A 25,389-nucleotide genomic window follows, 5' to 3' on the forward strand; every position below is an offset into this window, starting at 1 on the left:
AAAACAGGAAAATTAGCCGCGAAAAATCGCAGCAATTAATTAGGAGGAATTTATCATGGGACAATTTAAAATTTTGGTAGCTTGTGGAGCAGGAATTGCAACATCAACAGTAGTAACGGACAGAGTAGAACGTTTGGTAAAAGAAAACAATGTGGATGCAGAAGTAAAACAAATTAAAATCTCAGAAGCAGCGTCCATGCAAGACGGAGCAGATTTAATCGTATCAACAACTATTTTACCGACAACTTACAAAATCCCAGCTATTATTGCAACTTCTTATATCACTGGTATGGGTATGGAAGAATTAGACGAAGAAATACTTGCGCACCTTAAATAAAGGCTGCGCAAGGGAGTTTAACATTTATCATTAAACAGAGAAAAAAGGAGGAAATATTAAATGGATACACTTCTGTCAGGAGTACAGTATGTTTTAAACTTGGGGCCTACAGTTATTTTGCCTATTATGATTTTCTTTATTGCATTAATTTTCCGAGTACCAGCAAAGAAAGCGCTTCGTTCAGCGATTACGATTGGTATCGGGTTTGTAGGTATTAACCTTGTTATTAGTTTACTATCTAGTAACTTAGGTCCGGCAGCGCAACAAATGGTTGAGCGTTTTGGACTGAATTTAACAATTATTGATGCGGGTTGGCCAGCAGCAGCCGCGGCTTCATGGGCTTCTCCAGTTGCAGCGATTCTAATTCCAATCTGTTTGGTAGTTAACTTAGCACTTATTTTCTTCAAAGTTACGAAAACACTCGATATTGATATTTGGAACTACTGGCACTTTATCGCAGCAGGTGCGACTGGTTATATCGTAACTGGTGGTAACTGGTGGTTCGCGATTCTTTGTGCAATCATCTATGAAGTTGCTGTTCTTTGGATGGCAGACAGAACACAACCTATGGTAGAAGAATTTTACGGATTAAAAGGGATCTCCTTACCAACAGGTTCTACAGCAGCATTCGGTTTCATCGGTATTCCAGTTGGTTGGCTAATCGCTAAAATTCCTGGTATTAAAAACATCCACGTTGACCCAGAAACTATTCAAAAACGTTTCGGTATTTTCGGGGAACCAATGATGATGGGTCTTATTCTAGGTATTGCAATCGGTATTCTTGCAGGCTATGACGTTGGGGCAGTTGCACAACTTGGTATGTCCATGGGTGCGGTAATGTTCTTAATGCCTCGTATGGTTAAAATTTTAATGGAAGGTTTAATTCCAATTTCAGAATCCGCTCGTGATTTCATGAAATCTCGTTTCAAAGGCCGCGAACTTTATATCGGGCTTGATGCAGCACTTTCAATCGGTCACCCAGCGAATATTTCTACTGGTTTAATCCTTGTTCCAATCACTCTTTTCTTAGCTGTTATCATTCCTGGTAACAAAGTACTTCCTTTTGGTGACTTGGCAACTATTCCATTCTACGTATCATTCGTAGTAGCATCTCGTAAAGGTAACATTCTTCACTCTGTTTTAGCTGGAACTGTAGTTATTGCACTAGCGCTTCTTATGGCAACTGACTTCGGTCTTGTTCATACAGAAATGATGAAAGGTGTTTACGAATTCCCTAAAGGAGCAACACAAGTTAGTACACTTGATATGGGTGGTAACTTCTTTAACTGGGCTATTCTTAAATTCTCTCAAGCTTGGGCAGCTATTTTCTAAGTTTTGTCTTAATGATATAGAAGAGGTGATAGTAACATGAGAGCAGCTGTGTTATACGAGAATAATGTAATAAAAGCAGAACAAATTGATGAAGCGACTTGTGGGAAAGATCAAGTTCGTGTTGAAGTAAAAGCAGTCGGCATCTGTGGATCGGATATTCATAAAATGCAGACTCGCTGGAAATACCCACTGCCTGCTGTAATGGGACATGAATTCGCAGGTGTAGTTACAGAAATTGGTAGCGAAGTAACAAATGTAGCTATCGGTGACCGTGTTGCAGGGATTCCGCTTGAGCCTTGTATGGAATGTAATTATTGTAAAGCAGGAGACTTCGCACTATGCGACAACTACCGGATGGTGGGATCACATTTCCACGGCGGATTTGCTGAAAATGTCGTAATGAAAGCAGACAATGTCATTTCTATCGGTGACCTTGATTTTGAAGAAGGTGCAATGATTGAACCACTTGCTGTATCAATGCACGGGGTACTTGGTATTCAGCCGAGACTTGGCGATACGGTCATTGTCTTCGGGATTGGAACCATCGGAATCTTGGTTGTACAATGTTTACTTCTTGCAGGCGTGAAAGATATTATCGCCGTCGACATCAGTGATAAAAAGTTAGCAGATGCACGGGAATTTGGTTGTAAATATACCATTAATCCTAAAAACGAAGACTTAAAAGAACGCGTTTTTGCTTATACAAATGGTCTTGGAGCTGATATCGCGCTCGAGTGTGCTGGTTCAAAAATAACGCAAGAACAATGCCTTCTTGTAACGAAGAAAAAAGGTAAAGTTGGTTACTTAGGAATCGCCTACGCAGATGTACTTTTACACGAAGAAGCTTTTGAAAATATTTTTAGACGTGAACTTACGCTTAAAGGTTTTTGGAATTCTTACTCAGCACCATTTCCAGGTGAGGAGTGGCGTACGTCGATTGAATTCGTGAAACAAGGTCGAATTAAGCTGAAACCACTAATTTCGCATCGTTATAAGCTAGAGGAAACGAAAGAAGCTTTTGATATGATTCTTTCCAGAGAGCATGATTATAACAAAGTGATGATATTGCCGCAGAAAGGTGACGATTAATTTGAAAGCAGTAGTAAAAACAAACCCCGGATATGATCAAATGGAGCTAAGAGATGTAGAAGAACCACAAGTCTATGGCGACAAAGTAAAAATCAAAGTAGCTTTTACTGGTATTTGCGGATCAGACATCCATACATTTAAGGGTGAATACAAAAATCCAACAACTCCCGTTACATTAGGACATGAATTTTCTGGTGTCGTTGTGGAAGTTGGGCCAGATGTAACAAGTATCAAAGTGGGAGACCGCGTCACAAGTGAAACAACTTTTGAAACTTGTGGAGAATGTATTTATTGTAAGGAACGTGATTACAATTTATGTAGCAATCGTCGTGGTATTGGTACGCAAGCAAATGGTAGTTTTGCAGAATTTGTTTTATCTCGCGAGGAAAGTTGTCATGTGCTTGATGAACGGATTTCACTTGAAGCGGCAGCACTAACAGAACCGCTTGCATGTTGTGTGCATTCAGCGCTTGAAAAAACAACGATTCGTCCAGATGACACAGTACTTGTTTTCGGACCAGGTCCAATTGGTTTGTTACTAGCTCAAGTTGTGAAAGCGCAAGGGGCAACGGTGATTATGGCAGGAATTACCAAAGATAGCGACCGCTTACGTCTAGCAAAAGAACTTGGAATGGACCGGATTGTCGATACTTTAAAAGAAGACTTGGCTGAAGTTGTGCTCGGCATGACAGATGGTTACGGAGCTGAACGCGTATTTGATTGTTCCGGCGCAGTACCAGCAGTGAACCAAGGATTACCTCTAACGAAGAAAAAAGGCGATTTTATTCAAGTAGGACTTTTTGCAGAAAAGAAAAATGCGATTGACGAAGAATCCATTATCCAACGTGAAATTGCTTATATCGGTAGCCGTTCTCAAAAACCATCTTCATGGATTTTAGCGCTCGACTTACTTGCTAATGGCAAAATCAATACGGATAAAATGATTACTAAAGTATATGGCTTAGATGACTGGCGCGAGGCTTTCGAGGCAGTTATGGCAGGAAATGAAATTAAAGTATTAGTGAAATCTTAATAATGGAGGATGGGCTGTATGAAAAAACATCAAAAAAAGGATAACCGTGCAAACGAATCCAAAGCTTCTCGGGCTCAGATGTTTTACAGTAGTCATCCTTAGAAATGAGCCGAGAACATATTCGCGTATGTTCTCGGTTCCATTTCATTATAAGACGTTAAAAGAAAAAAATCTATTAATGAAGGTGAAATTAAATGAAATTAACAATTGGTTGCGACCACGGCGGACGTAGACTAAAAGATGCCATTGTGAAACATTTACGTGAAAAAGATATTGAAGTTGTTGATATTGGAACATATACAGACGAAAGTGTCGATTTTCCGTCTTATGCGGAAGAGGTCGCGAATCAAGTAGTAAGCGGACAAGCTGATCTTGGGATTTTGTGCTGTGGAACTGGAATTGGTATGAGTATTGCTGCGAATAAAGTCGATGGAATCCGTGCAGCAGTTGTTTCTGATACTTTTTCCGCGCGTGCCACCCGTGAACATAATAATAGCAATGTTCTCTGCCTAGGCGAACGCGTCATCGGCGAAGGATTAGCACTTTTACTTGTTGATACTTGGCTTGAGGCGTCTTTTGCAGGAGATCGTCATAAACGTCGCTTGGATAAAATTACTGAACTTGAAAGAAAGTGAGGATGAAGATGAGGAAAATAGCCGCTTCAATTATGTGTGCAGACCAACTACATTTAGGTGAAGAGCTCCGGCGCCTCGAATCTGCTGGTGTGGAACTACTACACTGCGATGTGATGGACGGTATATATGTGAATAATCTAGCACTAGGTCCAGAATATTTGGAAATAGTACGAAATAACACAGAAATCCCCTTAGACATACATTTGGCTACGATTACCCCACTTAAATATATTGACATGTACGCCACTGCGAAACCTGAATATATCTCGTTTCATGTGGAAGTAGCAGAAGATGTGTCAGAAGTAATCCGGAAAATCCGTTCTTACAATATTAAACCATCAATCGCGATAAATCCGGAAACTCCTATTGAAGCCATTTATCCGTATTTAGATGAGGTCGAAATGGTGTTAATGATGACGGTAAATCCAGGTTTTGCAGGGCAAAAATTCCAAACAGATGTATTACCAAAACTGCATGATTTAAAAGCAAAACTAGAAGGAAAAGTGCATGCACCACTTATCGAAGTAGACGGCAATATTAATAAAGAAACAGTAGGCTTGATGCGAGATTGTCTACCAGATATTTATGTACTAGGCACATCCGCGTTATTTCATGACCGAGATAAAACGAGTTATGCAGAAAGACTAGTACACATTTGGTCAGATGTAGAAAAACATGTGTAATAAAGCACAAACAATTTAAGGGAGATGACAGTTTTGAAAAAAACATTAGATAGACAAGCTGTGGACACGATTCGTTCGTTATCCATTGATATGATTGAGAAAGCAAATTCAGGGCACCCAGGAATGCCGATGGGAGCTGCTCCAATGGCGTATATGCTATTTGCAAAACATTTAGTATTCAACCCAGCCAACCCAGAATGGTTTAACCGCGACCGATTTGTCTTATCAGCAGGGCACGGGTCCGCGCTACTTTATAGCATGCTTCATTTATTTGGTTATGATGTAAAAATGGAGGACTTAAAACAGTTCCGTCAATTAGATAGTTTGACACCAGGACACCCTGAATTTGGATGGACTGCGGGAGTTGATGCAACGAGTGGCCCACTTGGACAAGGGATTGGTATGGCGGCTGGAATGGCGCTGGCGGAGTCTCATTTAGCGGCGGAGTATAACCAACCTAATTATCCAATTGTCGACCATTACACATATGCGATTTGCGGTGACGGGGACTTGATGGAAGGTGTGGCATCAGAAACAGCCTCACTTGCAGGACATTTAGGGCTTGGAAAATTAATCGTATTATACGATTCCAACGATATTTGTTTAGATGGCGATTTAAGTGCAACGTTCAGTGAAAATGCAGCAGATCGTTTCCGTGCATACGGCTGGCAAGTTTTACGCGTAGAAGATGGCAACAATTTAGCGGCAATTCAAGAAAAAATTGTTCAAGCAAAATTAGAAACATCAAAACCAACGCTAATCGAAGTGAAAACAGTCATCGGTTACGGTGCACCAACAAAAGCAGGCAGCTCCGCAAGTCACGGTGCTCCGCTTGGTGAAAAAGAAGCGAATGGCGCGAAAGAACATTATGAATGGGCAGAAGAACCTTTCACAGTACCAGCTGAAGTTCGTGATTATTTAAGAAATTACAAAGCACGCGGAGAAAAACTAGAAGGCGCTTGGAACACAATGCTCGCTAATTACAAAAAAGAATTCCCAGAACTTGCAAGTCAATTAGACCGCGTGTTAGCGGGAGAAGTAGCTGCCGATTGGAACGCTAATTTGCCAACTTTTGAAGCGGGCACAAATGTTGCAACACGCTCTGCTTCTGGAAAAATGATTAACGCAATTGCAGCCGAATTACCGGAACTGTTCGGGGGATCCGCTGACTTAGGTTGCTCGAACAAAACATTTATTGATGCGAGCCCAGCATATAGCATACAAGACCCAGCTGGTAAAAATATCTGGTTCGGTGTGCGCGAATTTGCAATGGGAGCAATGTTAAACGGAATGGCACTTCATAGCGGTTTACGAGTATTTGGCTCCACTTTCTTCGTCTTCTCAGACTATGTGCGTCCAGCGATGCGGATGGCTGCTTTAATGCAACTTCCGGTAACGTATGTATTCACGCATGACAGTATCGCTGTAGGTGAAGACGGTCCGACACATGAACCAATCGAACAACTAGCCTCGCTTCGTGCTATGCCAGGCCTAACAGTTATCCGCCCAGCCGATGCCAAAGAAACCCGCGCTGCTTGGGAAATTGCTGCAACTAACACCAATGGTCCAATCGCACTTGTATTATCACGCCAAGACTTACCAGTACTTGAAAATGCACAAGAAGAAGTGGATGCAGGTGTAGATAAAGGTGCTTATATCGTAGCACCAGCAAAGAGTTCCAAACCAGACGCTATCATTATCGCAACAGGATCAGAAGTGTCCCTTGCAATTGAAGCGAAAGCGGAACTTGCGAAAAAAGATATCGACGTTTCCGTTGTTAGTTTATCCAGCTGGGAACGCTTTGAAAAAACAACCGATGCTTATAAAGAAAGCATTTTACCAAAAGAAGTCACAGCGAGATTTGCGATTGAAGCTGGAGCAACATTCGGTTGGAAAGAATTTATTGGGTCAGAAGGCGATATGTTAGGAATCGATCACTTCGGCGCATCTGCCCCTGCGAAAGATTTGTTTAACGCTTATGGATTTACACCAGAAAATGTGGCGGATCGCGTCGAAGCTGTGATTGCGAAAGCCGGTGTGCGCGTATGACATTCGTAGCGCCATCTTTACTCGCAGCTGATTATATGAACATGGCAAACTCCATTAAAGAAGCAGAAGATGCCGGAGCTGACTACCTTCATATCGATGTCATGGACGGACATTTTGTGCCGAACCTGACGTTTGGAATTGATATGGTCGAACAAATTGGCAAAACGGCGACTATTCCACTTGATGTCCACTTAATGCTCTCAAACCCAGAAAACTACATTGAAAAATTTGCAGCAGCTGGGGCGCACATTATTTCCGTGCATATCGAAGCCGCACCGCACATCCACCGCGTCATTCAACAAATTAAAGCAGCGGGATGTAAAGCTGGAGTCGTGCTTAATCCGGGAACTCCGGCGAGCGTGCTGGATGCTATTTTGGGCGACGTAGATTTAGTTTTACAAATGACAGTAAATCCTGGATTTGGCGGACAATCATTCATTGATTCAACGATTGAAAACATGCGCTATCTGGATAATTGGCGCCGAGAAAATAACGGCAGCTATGTGATCGAAGTAGACGGTGGCGTAAATGCCGAAACCGCAGAAAAATGTAAACAAGCCGGCGTAGATGTCCTCGTTGCCGGATCGTACTTCTTTGGAGCAACAGATAAAGTAGCTTGTATTAAAGGCTTAAAAAAATAAAATACGAAAAAACTAGGTTGCCTAAAAAGCGCCTAGTTTTTTTCTATTATATAGAAGCTATTTTTTAATTGATACATCCCCCGCACTAGCTTATACTTAAATAAATACGACAACGAAAAGGAAGAGATATATGACACAACTAGCATTTCGAAACGGGACAGAAAAGGACACGAAGTTAATTCTTCGTTTTATTACCGAACTTGCAATTCATGAAGGCATTGAAAAAGATGTAGTAGCAACCGAATCCGGCCTACACAAAGCCCTTTTTCAAGAAAAGTCAGCCGAAGTAATTATCGCTGAATACCAAGGTGAGCCAGTTGGTTTCGCACTCTTTTTCCATAATTTTTCCACATTACTTGGCAAAAAAGGCTTATACTTAGAAGACCTTTACATCATTCCAGAAATGCGCGGAAAGGGCTTTGGGACACAATTTTTCAGCTATTTATCCAAACTTGCCCTAGCACGTGATTGCGGTAGATTTGAGTGGTGGTGCCTAAATGAAAATAAATCAGGCATGGATTTTTACGAAAAAATTGGCGCAGAAAAAATGTCAGAATGGACCGTACATAGGCTCTCTAAAGCCGAAATGGAAAAACTAAGCAACCTATGAAAGGATGAGATTTAAATGAAATGGGATAAACTATTAAATGACAAACGCCGCCGCGAATCCGGTGTCACTCGCTCGAAAAATACCGACGTACGTAGCGCTTTTGAAAATGATTTTCAACGTATCGTCATGAGTGCGTCATTTCGCCGTTTACAAGATAAAACCCAAGTATTCCCACTAGAAAAAAGCGATTTTGTTCGGACACGACTAACCCATTCAATGGAAGTAAGTACAATCGCAAAATCAATGGGAAACATGGTTACACACACGATTCAAGAAGAAAAATTAGACCAAGATTTTACAAAAGATCATGCGGACAAAATCCCGGAAATCCTTGCTTGTGCAGGACTTTTACACGATATGGGAAATCCGCCGTTCGGTCATTTTGGCGAAGAAAGTATCCGTGAGTGGTTCCGAGATAATTTAGCAACCATCACTTACAAAAATAAAAGCCTAGCAGAAATCTTAACACCGCAAATGAAAGAAGACTTTTACTACTTTGAAGGTAATGCGCAAGTGCTCCGCGTAGTTTCCAAACTGCATTATCTTTTCGACCAATACGGCTTAAACCTAACATTTGCCACTTTAAACGCAGTCATCAAATACCCAGTTTCTTCCTTAAAAGTAAATAAAAAACAAATTAAAAGCAAAAAACTAGGCTATTTTTACGCTGATGAATCACTTTTTAATGAAATAACAACAGCGACAGAAGCGCTTGATAACCGTCATCCGCTCACTTATTTACTAGAAGTGGCAGACGACATCGCCTACCTAAATGCCGACCTAGAAGACGGCGTGAAAAAAGGCATCGTCAACATCACGCAAATCTTAAAAGGTTTTGAAGAAGTAGAAGAGCATAATAAAGTAACTGCCGCGTGCTACAACGAACTCAAGAAAAAAAGCGAGCGCTATGAAGGACAAGAAGAAAGTTTCATCGTACAACAATGGCTAGCATCGAACGTCCGCGGCCAATTAATCAATCGCTCACTCGAAGTGTTTTACGAGAACTACGACGCCATCATGGCAGGCACATTCAACGACTCGCTTATCGATGCTTCAAGTGCCGAACAACTCGTACAAATTTTACAAAGCCTATCATTCACGTATATTTACCAAGATAAAGGCATTGTTGAATCCGAAATCGCCGGTAACGAAATCATCTCCAAATTGCTCGAAACGTTCATCCCAGCAGTTATCTACTATGATAGCGAAACCCCAGAACGCCAAACAGCCAAAGATAAACGCCTACTAACCTTGATTTCCGACAACTACCTAGGCTGCTACCGCAAAAACGCAGAAGGCGAAAGCGAAACAATGAAACTTTACCTGCGATTACTTCTCGTAACAGACTTCATTTGCGGCATGACCGACAGCTACGCGAAAGATTTATATCAACGTTTGAATGGTCTTAGCTAATTAACTAAATTTCAAGTAACACCTTGACATCTAAACCTCAAGGTGTTACTATATTCAAGGTGCCTCTACTATAAACAGAGGTCTGAAAATAAAACAGCGTTGTAGGTCGAACTTACAGCCATTTTATTTTACCGAAAAAATGAACCACCTGGATGTGTGGAACTACTAAATAAGGAAGGAGGAATTTATCCCATGCCTACAATTAACCAATTAGTACGCAAACCTCGTCAATCTAAAATTAAAAAATCTACATCACCTGCTTTGAACAAGGGCCTAAACAGTTTTAAAAGAGAACTAACAGACGTTAACTCTCCTCAAAAACGTGGCGTATGTACTCGTGTTGGTACCATGACTCCTAAAAAACCTAACTCGGCGCTTCGTAAATATGCCCGTGTACGTTTGAGTAATGGTATTGAAGTAACAGCTTACATTCCTGGTATTGGTCACAACTTACAAGAACATAGTGTTGTTCTTATTCGTGGTGGACGTGTAAAAGATTTACCAGGGGTACGTTATCATATCGTTCGTGGAGCGCTTGATACAGCTGGTGTTGAAAATAGAGGACAAAGCCGTTCTAAATACGGTACGAAAAAACCTAAAAAATAATACTTATAAAATATGAAAGGAGGATATCCGATGCCTCGTAAAGGTCCTGTTGCTAAACGTGACGTGTTACCAGATCCGATTTATAATTCGAAACTAGTAACTCGTTTAATTAATAAAATGATGGTTGACGGAAAACGTGGAAAGTCTCAAGCTATCCTATATTCCGCATTCGATATCATTGCACAAGAAACTGGTAAAGATCCGATGGAAGTATTTGAACAAGCTATGAAGAACATTATGCCTCTTCTTGAAGTTAAAGCTCGCCGTGTAGGTGGTGCTAACTATCAAGTACCTATCGAAGTACGTGCTGACCGTCGTTCTACTCTTGGTCTTCGTTGGTTAGTAAATTATGCTCGCCTTCGTGGAGAGAAAACAATGGAAGTACGTGTTGCTCGCGAAATCATGGATGCTGCCAATAATACTGGTGCTTCTGTTAAGAAACGCGAAGATACACACAAAATGGCTGATGCTAACAGAGCGTTCGCTCACTATCGTTGGTAAAAAAATCACTAACAAATTCCAGGCGTATTGCCTGAAAAATTGTTTTATGGAAGGAGAAATACAACATGGCTAGAGAGTTCTCCTTAGAAAAGACTCGTAATATTGGTATCATGGCCCACATTGATGCGGGTAAAACTACCACTACTGAACGTATCCTTTTCTATACAGGGCGTATTCACAAAATTGGTGAAACCCATGAAGGTGCTTCTCAAATGGACTGGATGGAGCAAGAGCAAGAACGTGGTATTACTATCACTTCTGCTGCGACAACAGCTCAATGGAAAGGCTACCGAGTAAACATTATCGATACACCAGGACACGTAGACTTCACAGTTGAAGTTGAACGTTCGCTTCGTGTACTTGATGGTGCTGTTGCGGTTCTAGATGCACAATCTGGTGTAGAACCACAAACAGAAACAGTTTGGCGTCAAGCTACTACTTACGGGGTTCCTCGTGTAGTATTCGTCAACAAAATGGACAAAATCGGCGCAGACTTCCTATATTCTGTAGGTACTTTGCATGAACGTTTGGCTGCCAACGCGCACCCAATCCAACTCCCAATCGGGGCCGAAGATACATTTGAAGGTATCATTGACTTAATCGAAATGAACGCGTTGTATTACGAAGATGATTTAGGAAATGACCCTCATATTAAAGAAATTCCAGCTGATCTGAAAGACTTAGCAGACGAATACCGCGGTAAATTAGTGGAAGCCGTTGCTGAACTTGACGAAGAGCTAATGATGAAATACCTAGAAGGCGAAGAAATTACAAAAGAAGAACTTAAAGCTGGTATCCGTAAAGGAACACTTAACGTTGAGTTCTATCCTGTAGTTTGTGGTACAGCATTCAAAAACAAAGGTGTTCAACCAATGTTAGATGCAGTACTTGATTACCTTCCAGCACCAACAGATGTTCCAGCTATTAACGGCGTATTGCCTGATGGAGAAGAAGCTGCTCGTCACGCTGATGATTCAGAACCATTCTCTTCCCTAGCATTCAAAGTTATGACTGACCCTTATGTTGGACGCTTAACTTTCTTCCGTGTTTATTCCGGTACTTTGAATTCCGGTTCATATGTACAAAACTCGACTAAAGGTAAACGTGAACGTGTTGGACGTATCCTTCAAATGCACGCTAATCACCGTGAAGAGATTTCGATCGTATACGCTGGTGACATCGCTGCTGCCGTAGGACTTAAAGATACAACTACTGGGGACACTTTATGTGATGAAAAAGAACAAATTATCTTAGAATCCATGGAATTCCCAGAACCAGTTATCCAAGTCGCTATCGAACCTAAATCGAAAGCTGACCAAGATAAAATGGGGCAAGCTCTTGCGAAACTAGCGGAAGAAGATCCAACTTTCCGTGCTGAAACTGACCAAGAAACTGGCCAAACTCTTATCTCCGGTATGGGTGAACTTCACCTTGACATCCTTGTTGACCGTATGAAACGTGAATTCCGCGTTGAAGCTAACGTTGGTGATCCACAAGTTTCTTATCGTGAAACATTCCGTAAATCTGCTCAAGTTGAAGGTAAATTCGTACGTCAATCCGGTGGACGTGGACAATATGGTCACGTTTGGATTGAATTCGGACCAAACGAAGAAGGTAAAGGATTTGAATTTGAAAATGCAATCGTTGGTGGGGTTGTTCCACGTGAATACATCCCAGCTGTACAAGCAGGTCTTGAAGGCGCACTAGATAATGGTGTACTTGCAGGCTACCCACTGATTGACATCAAAGCAAAACTTTACGACGGATCTTACCATGACGTCGATTCCAATGAAATGGCCTTCAAAGTGGCTGCTTCAATGGCATTACGTAATGCTGCTAAGAAATGTGATCCTGTAATCCTTGAGCCTATGATGGCTGTAGAGGTTGTTATCCCAGAAGAATACCTTGGTGATATCATGGGTAACATTACTTCCCGTCGTGGTCGTGTAGATGGTATGGAAGCTCGCGGTAACGCTCAAGTTGTTCGCGCATTTGTACCACTTGCAAACATGTTTGGTTATGCAACTCACCTTCGTTCAGGTACGCAAGGTCGTGGTGTATACACTATGCAATTTGACCACTATGAAGAAGTTCCTAAATCTATTGCAGAAGAAATCATTAAAGCTAATGGTGGAAACAACAAAGAAGATTAATTGATTTTTTTCGCAACATCAAGTATAACTTTAGTTAGAAGTATTACTTAGTTTAAATTTAAGCTAAGTAAAAAATAATTATTGAATTATCGAGGAGGATATTTTAAAATGGCAAAAGAAAAATTTGACCGCTCTAAACCCCATGTTAACATTGGTACTATTGGACACGTTGACCATGGTAAAACTACTTTAACAGCTGCAATTACAACTGTACTTGCTAAAAAAGGCTTTGCTGATGCACAAGCTTATGATCAAATTGATGGTGCTCCAGAAGAAAGAGAACGTGGTATCACAATCTCTACTGCTCACGTTGAGTACCAAACTGACAACCGTCACTATGCACACGTTGACTGCCCAGGACATGCCGATTACGTTAAAAACATGATCACTGGTGCTGCACAAATGGACGGAGCTATCTTAGTAGTATCTGCTGCTGATGGCCCAATGCCACAAACTCGTGAACATATCTTACTTTCACGTCAAGTTGGTGTTCCATACATCGTTGTATTCATGAACAAATGTGACATGGTTGACGATGAAGAATTACTAGAATTAGTTGAAATGGAAATTCGTGATCTATTAACTGAATATGAATTCCCTGGCGATGACATTCCTGTAATCAAAGGTTCAGCTCTTAAAGCACTTCAAGGTGAAGCTGACTGGGAAGCTAAAATTGACGAGTTAATGGAAGCTGTAGATTCTTACATTCCAACTCCAGAACGTGATACTGACAAACCATTCATGATGCCAGTTGAGGATGTATTCTCAATCACTGGTCGTGGAACAGTTGCAACTGGACGTGTTGAACGTGGACAAGTTAAAGTTGGTGACGAAGTAGAAGTTATCGGTATCGAAGAAGAAAGCAAAAAAGTAGTAGTAACTGGAGTAGAAATGTTCCGTAAATTACTAGACTACGCTGAAGCTGGCGACAACATTGGCGCACTTCTACGTGGTGTTGCTCGTGAAGATATCCAACGTGGTCAAGTATTAGCTAAACCAGGTTCGATTACTCCACACACTAACTTCAAAGCTGAAACTTATGTTTTAACTAAAGAAGAAGGTGGACGTCACACTCCATTCTTCAACAACTACCGCCCACAATTCTATTTCCGTACTACTGACGTAACTGGTATTGTTACACTTCCAGAAGGTACTGAAATGGTAATGCCTGGTGATAACATTGAGCTTGCAGTTGAACTAATTGCACCAATCGCTATCGAAGACGGTACTAAATTCTCTATCCGTGAAGGCGGACGTACAGTAGGCGCTGGCGTTGTTTCTAACATCAGCAAATAATATCTGATACGATTCAAACCGACAAAGTCATTTGGCTTTGTCGGTTTTTTTGTGCCTGAAATAAAAATTAACTTGAAAAATATCACATTTTCGCATAACCTTAAAGTAGACATATCTTTTTACCTTCTAGACCGAAATCAAGGAGGTAGGCCAAGTGGTACAATTTGATGCTAGAAATATGATGCTGCTCGAATCGCTCGTCGTGGCAAATGTATATCTTGCACCCGAGAAATTACAAGAAGAACTAGGAATTTCCAAACGAACACTACAATATGATGTTGAAAAAATTAATAAAGAATTAGATGATATAGGGCTTGATGGTATTCAATCCGTTCGTGGACAAGGTTATTATTTATTAGAAGATGAAAAATCGACAATTAAAGAAATTCTTGGAAATAGGGAAGCGAGCCACAAAGTCTTTTCAGCAAGTGAGCGTCGTATCCGTATTTTATTTTTTCTGCTTGTAACAGATGCGCGAGTAATTATTGACACAATTAATGCGTGCAATGAAGTTAGTCGTAACACTAGTTTACAGGATATTAAACAGTTAAAATTAGCGCTCAAACAGTTTAACTTAGAGCTCGCTTATGACCGGAAAAATGGGAATATGGTTCTTGGTGATGAACGTAGTATTCGTCAGTTTTTCATTCATTATTGTATGAATAACGAAGAAATAGCTACAGCAGACCAGTTACTCGATTTAATGAAAATAAATCCAATGATTAACAATAAAGAACTTTTCCCACATTTAGATACAATTTTTGAAATATTAGCAGTGACAGAGAAAAAAATCGGTATTCGTTATACAGACGAGGTCATTGAACGAATCGGAATTATGATTTTCTTCTTTAAAGAACGAATGAAACGCGATTGTTATTTAAATGAGCACGAAGAACATGAGGTAGAATCTTTTAATATTGCTCAGGAAATTTACGAGCAATTACAGCAAAAAGAGCATTTTAAGATCAATCATGCGGAAATTACTTATTTAGGAAAACTTTTACTTGGCGCTAGTCGCTTGAATGATGATGCAGCTGTTGAAGGAAAGCTGGATATAATTGTTGAGAAAATTATTGCCGAATTTGAGCGCCTTGCTTGTGTGAATTTTGAAGACCACCGTAATTTAAAAAAAGATTTATTGCTCCATTTACAACCAGCATATTATCGGCTTAAATTCCAAATTGAATGGATTAATCCGCTGCGAACAGATATTAAGCAAAGTTATAGTGACGTGTATGAGATTACAAAAAAATCATTAGAACCACTAGAAGATTTACTCGGTGAAAAAATCCCCGAAGATGAGATAGCGTACGTAACGATTTTGTTCGGCGGTTATCTTTCTCGCAAAAACAATACTTTAGTTGAACGGAAGAAACTTTTAATTGTTTGCTCGAAAGGGGTAGGAACGTCGCGTATGATTGAGCGGCAACTTGCACAATTACTCGGTGAACGTGTTGAAATATTAGAACCAATTTCCATCCGTGAATTTGAAAAAGGGTTATACGCGCCAGACTTTATTGTGTCGACTTTGCCAATTATGGAACCGAAAGCACCAGTTTTCATCGTTAGTCCGATTTTGACTGAGGCGCAGAAGCAACAACTGATGAAGGCGATTGCCCCGCACGTTTTGCAAAAGGATTCGGATGCGCGCATGTTGTCTTCTGTGCTTGATGTAGTGGATCAATATGCCAAAGTGGAAGACCGCGAAAAATTGGCGGCCAAGCTGAAGTCGGTATTGTTCCAAGTGCAATCGGACAGCCAACTTGAAAAATCGCCAACACTTGAAGAACTGTTGCCAAAAGAACGAATTATTTTTAAAGATAGTGTGGCGGATTGGCATGAAGCTATCCGAGTTGCGTCAAAACCACTACAACAAGAAGGCTATATATCAGGAAACTATCAACAAGCTATGATTGAAAACATTGAAAAGCTAGGACCATATATCGTTATTGCACCAGGGATAGCACTGCCACACGCGTCGGTGGATGACGGCGCATATCGAGTCGGAATGAGCTTACTGCGCTTAAATCAGCCAGTATCATTTTCAAGTAAAGCGAAGGATCAAGTGAAGTTAATTATTGTGCTCGCTTCCATTGACTCCTATACACATATTAATGCGCTAAGCCAGCTCACTAATTTAATCATGAAACATCACTTACTTGAGCAGATTGAACAAGCCGAATCAGCAGCAGAAATTGCCGCAATGTTAACAATAAAATAAGCGATAAAGCCAGTGAGGCAGTAAGATGCCGCGCTGGCTTTTTTGTACGCTCGCTAACAACGAAATGTAACAGTCTATTCTTTGCACTTTCGAAAAGAAAGGAATTGGGCTTTTTTAAACAGAGAGGCTACAGCTATAATAAGAGTGTAAGTTATTGATAGCGCTATCAATTAGTTAGAAGGGATGAAGAGATATGTCTTTTTTGGATAAAGAGCTTGTGAATCTGCACGGATCAGCTAAAAATGCTGATGAAGCTATCATGCAAGCAGGAGAATTATTAGTAAATGCAGGTTATGTGAGCGAACAGTACGTAGAAAAAATGGTGGAATCTTATCATGAAAATGGTGCGTACTTTGTCATTGCACCTCAAATAGCAATTCCTCATGCAAGACCAACTGATGGTGTTGAAAACTCTGCAGTATCGCTTGTCGTACTAAAAGATGGCGTGAATTTCGGACACGCCGCAAATGATCCCGTACGATTAGTATTCGGACTTGCAGCAACTTCAAGTGAGGCACATTTAAAAGTCATTCAAAAAATTGTCTCCTTGCTTAGTAACAGCGATAACATTGAAAAAATGATTCATTCAGAAGATTATCAAGCAATTGGAGAATTAGTGGAGGGATAACGATGAAAATTTTAGCAGTGTGTGGACTTGGTCAAGGAACAAGCCTAATTTTAAGAATGAATGTAGAAACAGTTTTACGCGACATGGGAGTAGATGCAGACGTAGAGCATATTGATGTATCAGCTGCGCGTTCGATGAATGTGGATATTATTGTAACAAGTCAAGAATTAGCAGAAACACTTGGAACAGATACAAGCGCCAAAGTAGTCATCGTCAACAACTATTTTGACAATGCAGAAATTAAAACGGCATTATCTGAAGCAATCAATAGTTAAATAAGACAAAAAAAGGTGGGAAAAAAATGGAGATTATTACGTGGATTGCCAATAACTTTTTTGGAACCCCAGCCATACTTTTAGGTTTTATCGTACTTCTCGGGTTACTTTTACAGAAGAAAAATTTAAGCCAAGTTATTAGCGGAACGTTCAAAGCAATTATTGGATTCTTAATTATTAACGCTGGTGCGGCTGTTATTACTGGTTCCCTTGGGATTTTTGAACCAATGTGGAAAGAAGTATTCGGACTTGAAACACCGCCACTTGCAGGGTTTTTAGGACAAGAAGCCTTTAATGCTAAATTTGGTAGTGCGGTAACGCTTGCGATGACTCTTGGATTTTTAGTCAACGTATTATTAGCAAGATTTACACCATTTAAGTATATTTATTTAACTGGTCATATGATGTTCTGGACAACAACGATTTTTGCTGGGATTACTGTTCAAGCTGTCGGTGGAGATATTCCATTCTGGGGCCTTGTACTCTTCTTAGCGGTAATCATGGGTCTTTACTGGACATTACAACCAGCGATTACACAACCATTCCTACGTAAAATTACTGGAAATGATAACGTTGCATTAGGGCACACTTCTTCCAGTGTAGCGATTCTATCGGCTTTACTAGGAAAAGTATTTGGAAATAAGAAAAATGATGCAGAACATATCAATTTACCGAAAAAATTAGAGTTCCTACGTGACTCTAACGTTATTACAGCTCTTACAATGGGAATTCTGTTCGTAGTTGGTGCAGTGATTCTGATGGTGAAGAAAACACCAGGAGCAGAAAAATTAATCGCAGAAGCTGGAAATCAAAGCTTTATCGTATACTCCATCGTTCAGTCCTTTACGTTTGCAGCTGGTATCGCCATCGTTCTTGTAGGTGTGCGGATGTTTATCGGTGAAATCGTACCGGCCTTCAATGGTATTGCAACAAAACTTGTGCCGGGTGCGAAACCTGCACTGGATGCGCCAATCGTTTATCCATATGCACCAAACTCCGTAATTATCGGTTTCGTGGGTGCGTTCATTGGAGCGATTATCTGGTTAGTAGTACTTGGAAATACAGTTGGCTACGTGTTTGTGCCAACAATGATTGTTCTCTTCTTCCACGGGGCAGTTGCTGGTGTATTCGGTAACTCAACTGGTGGGGTGAGAGGCGCCTTAATAGGTGGATTCTTAACGGCTACGGTTGTTGCTTGGGGTCAATATATCATGGTTACATTCTTTATTAATACGACTGTGCCAGATACAGCAATGTGGGCAGCCGACTCAGATATGTTTATCCTCGGCCCAATTGTCAGCATGTTAGCGAAGTTATTCTTTTAAGTAAAAATCAAAACCTCTTCCTTGTCTAGCATTCAAGAGGAAGAGGTTTTTTGAAAGGAAGTTTTAGAAAATGAGTTTTATTCGTACTTTTTATGGAGATATTGCCCCTGAACAACTAGGATTTACTTATTCACACGAGCACATCGTTTGTGTACCGGCTTACTGGCAAGAGCGAGATGCCGACGATTTACTTTTGGATGATAAAGAAAAATCACAACTTGATGTACAAGATTTCGCGGATTTAGGCGGAAAAACAATTGTCGATGCAACCGCGGTTGATTATGGCAGACGCGTCTTAGATGTGGCGCAAATTTCCAAAGAAACAGGCATTCAAATTGTTGGAACAGCTGGTTTTAACAAAAGTTTCTTATGGGACGGAAAAATTAAACCAGAACTGAAGCCGATCATAGGCGATTTTGAAACATACTATGAATGGATTGAAAACACTTCTATAGACAAACTAACGGAATTCGTTGTAAATGAAGTCGAAAATGGGCTTGAAGGAACGCCATATAAGGCCGGTCAGGTGAAATTTGGAACTGGCTACAATATGATTACACCTTTAGAAGAAAAGACGATACGCGCGGTTGCTAGAGCACATCACGAGACAAAAGCACCAATACATTCTCACACCGAAGCGGGAACGATGGCTTTAGAGCAAATTGAGATTTTAAAACAAGAAAATATCCCGTTAGAATACCTCTCTATTGGGCATATGGATCGCAACTTAGACCCGTATTATCACAAGCAAGTTGCCAAAACAGGCGCATTCATGTCGTTTGATGGCATTGCAAAAATCAAATACGCACCAGAAAGCGCTCGGATTGCAGCGATTCTTTATCTAGTTTCGGAAGGCTTTGAAGATCAAATTTTAGTCAGTGGTGATACAGCGCGCAAAACTTATTATAAACATTACGGCCACGGACCAGGACTTGAATATATTGCCAAAAAATGGGTGCCACGTTTTATTGACGAAGCTAACGAAAAAGGCTTTGACGGAGAAAAATTAGTTAAAAAATTCTTCGTGGATAACCCGGCAAGATGTTTTACTTTTAAAAAATAGGAGGCGAAATCTGTGTTATATGCAGATGAAAATTCTTTTGATATTGGCGCAAAAATCACGAAAACAAAACCAGTCCTTTTGCCAATAGGAGCAGTTGAAGCCCACGGACCTCATTTGCCGCTAGGGACAGACAATATTTTAGCGTCAGAATATTCAGCAAAAATAGCGGCGGAAACAGATGGATTTGTGCTTCCCGTATTACCCTATGGCCAAGTTTGGAGTTTGCAAGATTTCCCGGGAAGTTTAACGCTATCAAATGAAACGGTAACGAAAGTAGTTGTAGAACTCGGTGAAAGTCTATATAAACAAGGATTCCGCCTGTTTGTCCCAGTGAGCGGACATCTTGGAAATATGGCGGCGCTAAAAGATGCAGCGCGCGAACTATATGCCAAATTTCCGGATATGATTATCTTGCACATTTTTTACCCAAATATCCAAAAACTTGCAATGGACGTGCGCGAAGGAAAAGCAAACCATCATACCTATATTCATGCTTGTGAAATCGAAACATCCCTCATGCTCTACTTATCACCGGAAAACGCGGATATGAGTCGTGCCATTGATGACCCGCCAATTTTACCAATTGATGCGGATTTCACACCAACACCGTGGCAAAATTTCACCAAGACAGCAGTTTTAGGAGAAGCAACTTTGGCAACGGCAGAAAAAGGCGAATACTTGATCGAAAAAACGTTAAAAACATGTGTGGAGTTGATAAAGCTTGAACAAGAAAAAATTCGAAAATCTACCGAAATGGAATAATTTTGCGCTATTTAATTTTTTAGCGAAAGATAAAGAAAATAGCTTGGAAGTCATGGAAGCATCGCGCGGTTTTGCAGTACCAGGAATCGTGGCGACAAATTATGAAACACCAGAAGAAGCTGCAAATGTGGTGAAAGAACTACAAACAACAGCTGAGGTCATCAGTGTTGGTCTTGGTGGTGGCGGCGACTGGCACAATTGGCGGGATGTTCTTCATATCGCGCGCCTCGTACCGAATAGTCATATTAACCAACCAATCGAAACAGCGGGATTAACAAATGACTTGCTTCCAGAAACATACACCAATGCACTCGTTCGACCAACCGGAAAAGTCGGTATTGTCAAACTATCTTCCGGCGACGAAATTACCGCTGAAGAAGCTGTCGATTATTGTCTATCCGCAAATATTCCTTCAATCAAATTTATGAGCATCGAAGGAACAAAGTATTTAGACGAACTTGTTTATTTAACAAAAGTTGCAGCGGAAAAAGGGATATACGGCATTGAGCCAGCAGGAGGGATTGGCGCCGAGAATATCCTTGAAATAACAACTGCCATCAAGACGACCGGCATTCCGTTTTTCATGCCACATATCTTTGGAAAAACAATTGATAAAGCTACAGGTCGCACTAAACCAGAAGAAATCGAGAAAATTTTTGCAGCTTTGGAGGGGAAATAAATGATTAATAACTATATCGATATTACGATTCGCTTATTAGAAAATATTCTTGATAATGAAGCTGATTATGTAAAAGAAGCAGGAGCGAAGGTAGCCGAGTCCATCGAAAACGACGGTGTGATCCATTTATTTGGCTGCGGTCACTCGCATATTTTAACAGAAGAAGTATTTTACCGAGCTGGTGGACTTGCTGCGATTCATCCGATTTTACACGAACCACTTATGCTTCACGAAGGTGCTGCGGCTTCTTCAGTACTCGAGCGTAAAAATGACTACGCAAAAACATTTATGGCTGAGGAAGACATTCGCCCGGGTGATGTGATGATTGTATTATCCACATCTGGCCGCAATCCTGTCCCAATAGATGTTGCTGAAATTGCCCGTGAAAAAGGCGCATTTGTCATCGTTATTACTTCATTACAATATTCAGCTAGCCAAAAATCACGCCACACATCTGGTAAACGCTTATCCGATACAGGTGACATTGTAATTGATAACGGCGCTGTTAAAGGGGATGCAGTATTAAAATCAGCTAACTTTGACATAGCATTCGCGCCGACTTCCACGGTAACTGGCGCTGTCATCTTGCAGTCCATTTTTGCCGAAGCGATTGAAAAAATGGTGAACGATAACTTCACACCACCAGTATTTATAAGTGGTAATGTCGAAAATGCCGATGAGCACAACCAAGCACTTGTTGATAAATACAATGAACGAATTCCGCTACTTGGAATGAATTTATAAAAATAGCGTCCCTAGGGTTTTTGTTTCCCTAGGGTTTTTTTAGTATAATAAAGTTAATAAGATTAGTGGAGGAATAATATGCTTACAACAAGAAAAGCATTATATTATTTAGATAAAGGAAAAACAAAAGAGGCGATTCATTTACTTGAAACTTGTTGGAATCAAAAAGTGACAGCCGAAAATAAAAGAGATATATTTACAGCAACGGTATTACTTAGCGATGTGCTCTACCAAAGCGGTGAACGTTTTCCAGAAATCTATCAAAAGCTCATGTCGATTTTAGAAGAGATGCAAGATTTAGAAGCAGTCGATTTCGAACGTGAAAAAGCTAAGCAAATTTTCGCCGAGTTAGATGAATATTTTAGTGAGGTCGGGACATTTTTCCAAGGGCATAGTTTAGCAGAGCTTTGGTTGAAGTTTGACTCTGAAAATGACTATAAAGATGTGTACCCTACGCCGCAAAGAGTGGCTGCAATCGAAGCAGAACTAGGATATAAGTTACCTAAATCCTATATCTATTTAATGCGTCATACACAAAATGGAGGCATAGTTTCAACGGGTTCTGTCCCTACGACAGAGCCAAGTTCATGGTCGGAGAATTGTGTAGCTATTACTGGCATTATGGGAATAGGAGACTGTGGAGTATCTACATTGAATGGTATGCACAACACAAATTTTTGGACAGAAGAGTGGGGTTATCCCGATGTTGGTTTAGCTATTGCTGATTGCCCATCAGCCGGACATGACATGGTTTTCTTAGATTACCGAAATTGTGGAAAAACAGGCGAGCCCGCAGTCGTTCATATTGATCAAGAAGGTGATTATAAAATACTTAAGCTAGCTGATAATTTTGAAGAGTTTATTTTGAGTTTGTACAGAGAGGAATATTAATTCAAAAACAAGAAGGAGTGCGGCCGATGGATTCAGCATATGTATTTGATAGCGAACAAGCAACGAAATTATTAATGAAGAACTACGAGTTAGTAAAAACAAGTGGCGTTAGTTTTATTGATAAGCGGATTCGATTTTTGATTGCTCGTCTTTTTGCAGGAAATAATGAAATCGTTCAACCAGAAAAATTCTATGAAATAAATAAAGAATTTAAACGACAACTAGGTATGTTTACAGCGTTAAATGGTAATGTTCGCGCATCGCTTGTCGGCTTACTGATGGCAAGTGATAAAGCGAAACGGGATAGTGTTCGCCAAGTGATTTCCAATTACAACACACTCATCGAAGCCGGCTTTAAACGCACTGAATACACCTATTTCGCCGCTTACTTATTACTAGAATCAGAAAATCCAACTCTGACAGCCAAAAAAGCCAAAACCATTCACCAACTTTTCAAAAAAGACCACCCATTTTTAACCAAAAGTGAGGACGTAACAACAGCTGTTTTCTTAGCTAATCTCAAAGAAGAGAATGTAGAAAAATTAGCTGAAGTCACAGAATACTATTTCCAAGAATTTGCCGCAAAAGGGTTCCGGAAAAATGATAGCTTGCAGTTTTTAGCTACAACAGGAACACTTTTATATGGTGAAAAAGACAGCAAATTTATTAGAAGAGTAGACAATGTGGTGGAAGAATTGCGCCAAAAAGGTGTGAAAATCAAGCCATTACATTACTCAAGTATCGGAATTTTAGCATTTGTGATGGATGGTCGCAAAATTGACTCTGGCTTGGTGAACTTAATTGATGACTTGCAAAATCAACCTGGTCTGCGGTTTGGTCGCGAGTTTGTAACAGCACTGGCAATCAGTCTTTATACAGAAAAACAATCGGGTCAAATGAGCAAAGAACAATTAGAAGGATTAATGGTTAATGTGCATATCTTAATTGCGATGGAACAAGCAGCCGCAATGAGTGCAGCCGCTGCAGCAAGTGCGGCCGCGGCATCAAGTTAATAAAAAAACCTGGAAGCAGAATGAATATGCTTCCAGGTTTTTTTATTATTTTAAGGACTAACATAATAATCATTACTTTGTTTTGGAGGAACAGAACTACTTAAAACATAATCTTTTAAAAATGAATTAGGAGCACTATCCCATAAATCCATTCCAGCAGATTTAGGTGGAGTGATGCCTGCAAAGAAAGCCATGTTATTTAAAGCCATAGTATCGGCCATTTTTTCTTTATCAGTTTGACTATAGTTTTTATAAGATTCACTCGTCATTAAGTCCATCATAGCTTTATCATAACCACTATTATAAAAAGTCTCATAATCGTATGCATCAAAGTTAACCAGATTTTTGTCTGATATTCCAGTTTCTTTTGCCCAAGCTTCTATATCTAATTTTTGAGATTGGTAGGTGAATGTTTTGTTTTTTGCGCTATAGGTAAGGTTCCCGTATTTATGTGGATAGACGGAAAGAGCATTTGTCACAATATCAGTAATTTCTTTGCCATCTGAACTTTTGGCAGATCGAATGTTTTGGGTGTGAATATGCCCACTCAAAGAAAAATTCATATTGCCAGCTGTCAGAGCATCGATTACTTGTTGATTGTAATTGATTGTGTAGCCCTTTTGAATAACATCATTATGATCGGTTAAATTGTGGTGCATAACTGGAACAAGTTTCACGCCATTTTTTTTCGCTAAGGCGCTACATTCTTTAATCCAATCTAACGTGCCAGCTGTTAAACCGCCTTCTGTCGTTGGGGAGCCTTGCTGCATATTGGTTTTATAAATAGCTGTATCAAGCATGAGGAGCCAAACCTTGGATGAAGGTGCTGCTAAATAGCTTAGCGAAAAATCATCTTCAGAAATAGCATCTTCGTAACCAAAATGATTATAAATTTTGCTGAAATCTGCTGGTGATACAGTATCGGTCGGTAGTTGTTTGTCTTTCTCGAATTTTCGAGCCCATGGATTGTTTATATCGTGATTACCAGGAACAACGAATACTTGGGTGCCTGTTTTTTCTACTTGTGCTAGTTTTTTAGCTAATTCTTCATGGCTAGTTTTTTCGCCATTATTAGTCAGATCACCGCTAATAATTAAAACGTCAGCCTTTTTAGTCTCAACATCTGCTAAGAAAGCATTGGTTATTTCATCGCTATATGCCAATTGCTTTCCATCACCAGCGGCTAGATATTTTTGGAATGCCTGCCCGCCATCAGTGAGTGATGGGGCAAAATAATGAACATCGGTCGTTTCAATTATTGATAAATCACGGTCTTTTTCAATCGGAGCAGTAATTTTTTTCGTTTCTTCACTTGCAGAACTACAGGCAACTAAGGAAAAAGATAAAAGAATAGGTGTCACTATTTTAAAAAATCGAATCACGTTAAATCACGCTTTCATGTTTGTATTT

General features: G+C 40.2%; 25 protein-coding genes. 24 read left to right on the forward strand and 1 reads right to left on the reverse strand.

The window, feature by feature from the left end; genetic code table 11:
- Window positions 1-55 precede the first annotated feature (55 nt).
- From AC4PG8_RS11740 to AC4PG8_RS11855, 24 genes are all read left to right on the forward strand, one after another.
- Window positions 56-337, forward strand: a complete 282-nt coding sequence (locus AC4PG8_RS11740; RefSeq protein WP_003722023.1) for a PTS sugar transporter subunit IIB — start codon at window positions 56-58, stop codon at window positions 335-337.
- Between the two features lie 60 nt (window positions 338-397).
- Window positions 398-1,669, forward strand: a complete 1,272-nt coding sequence (locus AC4PG8_RS11745) for a PTS galactitol transporter subunit IIC (RefSeq protein ID WP_003772888.1) — start codon at window positions 398-400, stop codon at window positions 1,667-1,669.
- A gap of 36 nt (window positions 1,670-1,705) precedes the next feature.
- Window positions 1,706-2,758 (forward strand): galactitol-1-phosphate 5-dehydrogenase, encoded by a 1,053-nt coding sequence (locus AC4PG8_RS11750; RefSeq protein WP_003772891.1) that lies wholly within the window; start codon window positions 1,706-1,708, stop codon window positions 2,756-2,758.
- Window position 2,759: 1 nt separating this feature from the next.
- Window positions 2,760-3,791: a zinc-binding dehydrogenase gene (locus AC4PG8_RS11755; RefSeq protein WP_045553821.1), complete on the forward strand. Its 1,032-nt coding sequence runs from the start codon at window positions 2,760-2,762 to the stop codon at window positions 3,789-3,791.
- Window positions 3,792-3,985: 194 nt separating this feature from the next.
- Window positions 3,986-4,426, forward strand: a complete 441-nt coding sequence (gene rpiB, locus AC4PG8_RS11760; protein WP_003764201.1) for a ribose 5-phosphate isomerase B — start codon at window positions 3,986-3,988, stop codon at window positions 4,424-4,426.
- An 8-nt stretch (window positions 4,427-4,434) separates the two neighbouring features.
- The gene (locus AC4PG8_RS11765) at window positions 4,435-5,109 is read left to right on the forward strand and encodes a ribulose-phosphate 3-epimerase (RefSeq protein ID WP_185501225.1); all 675 of its coding nucleotides are present in this window, start codon (window positions 4,435-4,437) and stop codon (window positions 5,107-5,109) included.
- Between the two features lie 33 nt (window positions 5,110-5,142).
- Entirely contained in the window at window positions 5,143-7,158 is a 2,016-nt protein-coding gene (gene tkt / locus AC4PG8_RS11770) for a transketolase (RefSeq protein ID WP_070276378.1), read from the forward strand.
- Window positions 7,155-7,799: a ribulose-phosphate 3-epimerase gene (gene rpe, locus AC4PG8_RS11775; protein ID WP_185547649.1), complete on the forward strand. Its 645-nt coding sequence runs from the start codon at window positions 7,155-7,157 to the stop codon at window positions 7,797-7,799. Before tkt ends, rpe begins: the two co-directional genes overlap by 4 nt.
- 130 nt (window positions 7,800-7,929) lie before the next feature.
- Window positions 7,930-8,409: a GNAT family N-acetyltransferase gene (locus AC4PG8_RS11780; RefSeq protein WP_070752313.1), complete on the forward strand. Its 480-nt coding sequence runs from the start codon at window positions 7,930-7,932 to the stop codon at window positions 8,407-8,409.
- Window positions 8,410-8,424: 15 nt separating this feature from the next.
- Window positions 8,425-9,822, forward strand: a complete 1,398-nt coding sequence (locus AC4PG8_RS11785) for a deoxyguanosinetriphosphate triphosphohydrolase (protein ID WP_003772902.1) — start codon at window positions 8,425-8,427, stop codon at window positions 9,820-9,822.
- A gap of 192 nt (window positions 9,823-10,014) precedes the next feature.
- Window positions 10,015-10,428, forward strand: a complete 414-nt coding sequence (gene rpsL, locus AC4PG8_RS11790) for a 30S ribosomal protein S12 (RefSeq protein WP_003720973.1) — start codon at window positions 10,015-10,017, stop codon at window positions 10,426-10,428.
- A gap of 30 nt (window positions 10,429-10,458) precedes the next feature.
- On the forward strand, window positions 10,459-10,929 hold the full coding sequence (rpsG, locus tag AC4PG8_RS11795) for a 30S ribosomal protein S7 (RefSeq protein ID WP_003722012.1): 471 nt from the start codon (window positions 10,459-10,461) through the stop codon (window positions 10,927-10,929).
- Window positions 10,930-10,994: 65 nt separating this feature from the next.
- Window positions 10,995-13,082, forward strand: a complete 2,088-nt coding sequence (gene fusA / locus AC4PG8_RS11800; protein WP_003772905.1) for an elongation factor G — start codon at window positions 10,995-10,997, stop codon at window positions 13,080-13,082.
- Window positions 13,083-13,190: 108 nt separating this feature from the next.
- Window positions 13,191-14,378 (forward strand): elongation factor Tu, encoded by a 1,188-nt coding sequence (gene tuf, locus AC4PG8_RS11805; protein WP_003739865.1) that lies wholly within the window; start codon window positions 13,191-13,193, stop codon window positions 14,376-14,378.
- Between the two features lie 154 nt (window positions 14,379-14,532).
- Complete coding sequence (locus AC4PG8_RS11810) at window positions 14,533-16,599, forward strand: BglG family transcription antiterminator (RefSeq protein ID WP_492170397.1); 2,067 nt, start codon at window positions 14,533-14,535, stop codon at window positions 16,597-16,599.
- Between the two features lie 193 nt (window positions 16,600-16,792).
- Window positions 16,793-17,227, forward strand: a complete 435-nt coding sequence (locus AC4PG8_RS11815; protein WP_010991380.1) for a PTS sugar transporter subunit IIA — start codon at window positions 16,793-16,795, stop codon at window positions 17,225-17,227.
- Window positions 17,228-17,229: 2 nt separating this feature from the next.
- Window positions 17,230-17,502 (forward strand): PTS sugar transporter subunit IIB, encoded by a 273-nt coding sequence (locus AC4PG8_RS11820; protein WP_003726309.1) that lies wholly within the window; start codon window positions 17,230-17,232, stop codon window positions 17,500-17,502.
- 26 nt (window positions 17,503-17,528) lie between these two features.
- Window positions 17,529-18,827 carry a PTS ascorbate transporter subunit IIC gene (gene ulaA, locus AC4PG8_RS11825; protein WP_003726308.1) on the forward strand — a complete coding sequence of 433 codons (1,299 nt, stop codon included), beginning with the start codon at window positions 17,529-17,531 and terminating at the stop codon, window positions 18,825-18,827.
- A gap of 70 nt (window positions 18,828-18,897) precedes the next feature.
- On the forward strand, window positions 18,898-19,890 hold the full coding sequence (locus AC4PG8_RS11830; protein ID WP_003772912.1) for a phosphotriesterase family protein: 993 nt from the start codon (window positions 18,898-18,900) through the stop codon (window positions 19,888-19,890).
- A 12-nt stretch (window positions 19,891-19,902) separates the two neighbouring features.
- Entirely contained in the window at window positions 19,903-20,652 is a 750-nt protein-coding gene (locus AC4PG8_RS11835; protein WP_185325256.1) for a creatininase family protein, read from the forward strand.
- Entirely contained in the window at window positions 20,612-21,331 is a 720-nt protein-coding gene (locus AC4PG8_RS11840; RefSeq protein ID WP_003772914.1) for a KDGP aldolase, read from the forward strand. The genes AC4PG8_RS11835 and AC4PG8_RS11840 overlap by 41 nt, the downstream gene beginning before the upstream one ends.
- Window positions 21,332-22,075 (forward strand): SIS domain-containing protein, encoded by a 744-nt coding sequence (locus tag AC4PG8_RS11845; RefSeq protein WP_003772916.1) that lies wholly within the window; start codon window positions 21,332-21,334, stop codon window positions 22,073-22,075.
- A 78-nt stretch (window positions 22,076-22,153) separates the two neighbouring features.
- Window positions 22,154-22,966, forward strand: a complete 813-nt coding sequence (locus AC4PG8_RS11850) for an SMI1/KNR4 family protein (protein WP_003772917.1) — start codon at window positions 22,154-22,156, stop codon at window positions 22,964-22,966.
- Between the two features lie 26 nt (window positions 22,967-22,992).
- Complete coding sequence (locus AC4PG8_RS11855; RefSeq protein WP_160464582.1) at window positions 22,993-23,979, forward strand: DUF4003 family protein; 987 nt, start codon at window positions 22,993-22,995, stop codon at window positions 23,977-23,979.
- Between the two features lie 50 nt (window positions 23,980-24,029).
- Here AC4PG8_RS11855 and AC4PG8_RS11860 read toward each other — a convergent pair whose 3' ends face one another.
- Window positions 24,030-25,361: a metallophosphoesterase gene (locus tag AC4PG8_RS11860; protein ID WP_492170398.1), complete on the reverse strand. Its 1,332-nt coding sequence runs from the start codon at window positions 25,359-25,361 to the stop codon at window positions 24,030-24,032.
- Between the last annotated feature and the right edge of the window lie 28 nt (window positions 25,362-25,389).

The organism is Listeria sp. MAN/IMW/UF555 (assembly GCF_058684075.1).